This window comes from Actinoallomurus acaciae (genome assembly GCF_042429965.1).
Taxonomy (GTDB): domain Bacteria; phylum Actinomycetota; class Actinomycetes; order Streptosporangiales; family Streptosporangiaceae; genus Actinoallomurus; species Actinoallomurus acaciae.
In genome coordinates this window covers 1-2,163 of sequence record NZ_JBHLZP010000870.1, presented here as the reverse complement: position 1 = coordinate 2,163, position 2,163 = coordinate 1, and the positions used below count along the sequence as shown (strand labels likewise).

Annotated in this window: 3 protein-coding genes; 1 reads left to right on the top strand and 2 read right to left on the bottom strand. The window is 74.2% G+C overall.

Translation table 11 applies throughout. From position 1 onward, the window contains the following. The coding region (locus tag ACFFNX_RS48295; protein ID WP_378213167.1) for a hypothetical protein at window positions 1-288 on the top strand (288 nt) is incomplete at its 5' end. A gap of 75 nt (window positions 289-363) precedes the next feature. Here ACFFNX_RS48295 and ACFFNX_RS48290 read toward each other — a convergent pair. Both ACFFNX_RS48290 and ACFFNX_RS48285 read right to left on the bottom strand, forming a co-directional pair. Further along, window positions 364-1,185 (bottom strand): phosphoenolpyruvate hydrolase family protein, encoded by an 822-nt coding sequence (locus tag ACFFNX_RS48290; protein WP_378213165.1) that lies wholly within the window; start codon window positions 1,183-1,185, stop codon window positions 364-366. Then, window positions 1,182-2,087, bottom strand: a complete 906-nt coding sequence (locus tag ACFFNX_RS48285) for a Tm-1-like ATP-binding domain-containing protein (RefSeq protein ID WP_446678565.1) — start codon at window positions 2,085-2,087, stop codon at window positions 1,182-1,184. Before ACFFNX_RS48285 ends, ACFFNX_RS48290 begins: the two co-directional genes overlap by 4 nt. Window positions 2,088-2,163: the final 76 nt, after the last annotated feature.

The window sequence follows — 2,163 nt, the reverse complement described above, 5'->3', positions numbered from 1 at the left end:
GGCGGCGGCGAGGCGTTCGCGCCGATGCCCATCCGGGACACCCACGCGGCCGAGGCGTTCTCTCCCCGCGCGGACACGCCGGACCCCGCCGACGTGCTCCCCCACGCGACCGCCGCGGCCGAACGCGACGACCTCGCCGCCGGAGTCGCCGCCGTGGCGCTCACCCACGCCTGCGGACCCCGCACCGGATGGTCGGCACCCTGGCGGGGGCTGCTGCGCCGTCTCCGCGTCCACCCCCACCCGGACGTCTCCCACCTCGCGCGCCACGTCCACACGACCACCGAATAGCGGTGCGGGTCAGATCCCCGACCAGGCCCGCGACCATTCCGGGACGGTACCGGCCTGACGTGCATGGCGGTCCCTTCAGAGGTTCAGCGACTTGAAGGCGGACACCTGGGCGGTGATGGCCTGTTCGGTCGGTAGCCGTTCGACCGAGGAGGCCCCGAAGAAGCCGGCCACGCCCGTGGTGTGCTCCAGCACGTGGGCCGCGTCGGCCGGCTCGGCGATGGGGCCGCCGTGGCACAACACGATGACGTCCGGGCGGACGGCCACCGCCGCGTCGCGCATCGCCTGGACGCGCTCGACCGCCTCGTCCAGGCCGATCGCGGTGCTCGCGCCGATGCTGCCCTTGGTGGTCAGGCCCATGTGCGGCACCAGCACGTCGGCGCCGGCCGCCGCCATCGCCTCGGCCTGGGCGGGGTCGAAGACGTAGGGCGCGGTCAGCATCTCCCGCTCGGCGGCGAGCCGGATCATGTCGACCTCCAGTTCGAAGCCCATGCCGGTCTCTTCCAGGTTCTGCCGGAACACCCCGTCGATCAGGCCGACCGTGGGGAAGTTCTGCACCCCGGCGAAGCCCGTCTCGGCGAGCCGGTCCAGGAACCGGGGCATCAGCCGGAACGGGTCGGTGCCGCACACCCCGGCCAGGACCGGGGTGTCGCGGACCACCGGCAGCACCTCGCCCGCCATGTCGAGGACGATCTGGTTGGCGTCGCCGTAGGGCATCAGCCCGGCCAGCGAGCCCCGGCCGGCCATCCGGTAGCGGCCCGAGTTGTAGATGATGATCAGGTCGGCGCCACCGGCCTCGGCGCACTTGGCCGACAGGCCGGTGCCGGCCCCGGCGCCGATGATCGGGGCGCCTGCCGCGACCGATCCGCGGAGGCGGTCCAGTGCGATGCTGCGGTTCACGCGGTCCCTCCCTGAGCTTTGATCATTCGGTCCAGCCGTTCGGCCATGGCCCGGGCGAACTCCGGGTCGTTGATGTGCAGGTCGAGGTCGACCACTTCCACGGACGACCCGGCCACGCCCGCGGCCAGCTCGGCGAAGCACGCCGCGTCCGCCTCGGGCCGCCGGAACGCGGCGCCGTCGGCGTCCAGCGCGGACACTCCCCGGCGCGGCAGGTACAGCGCGACCGGGCCGCGCGCCGCCCGCAGCTTCCCGGCGACGCGCCGGCCCAGCTCGGCCATCTCCTCGGTCGTGGTGCGCATGAGCGTCACCGCCGGGTTGTGAACGTACAGGTCGCGGCCCTCGAAACGGTCCGGCACGGTGTCGCGAGGGCCGAAGTTGACCATGTCCAGGGCACCCGGCGCGACCGCCTGCGGAACGCCGTGCGCACCCGCGGCGGTCAGCCGGTCCGCCCCGGCCGACAGCACCCCGCCGACCAGATCGTCGGCGAGCTCGGTGGTGGTCAGGTCGAGCACCCCGGCCAGCATCCCGCTCCCGGCCAGCCCCTCCAGCGCCCGGCCGCCCGCTCCGGTGGCGTGGAAGACCAGCACCTCGTAGCCGAGTTCCTCCAGCCGGGCCCGCGCCGTCTCGACGGCGGGCGTGGTGACGCCGAACATGGACGCGGCGACCAGCGGCCGGTCATCGGTGCCGCCCGCGACGGGCGCCGTGGCCATCCCGGCGACGGCCGCCGCCGCGTTGCCGAGGATGCGCCGCGACACCCGGTTGACACCGGCGATGTCCACGACGCTGTACATCAGCGTGACGTCCTTGGCCCCCACGTAAGGGGACACGTCGCCCGACGCCATGGTCGACACCAGCAGCTTCGGTACGCCGAGGGGCATCTCCCGCATCGCGCGGGCGGCGATGGCCGAGCCGCCCCAGCAGCTTCGGTACGCCGAGGGGCATCTCCCGCATCGCGCGGGCGGCGATGGCCGAGCCGCC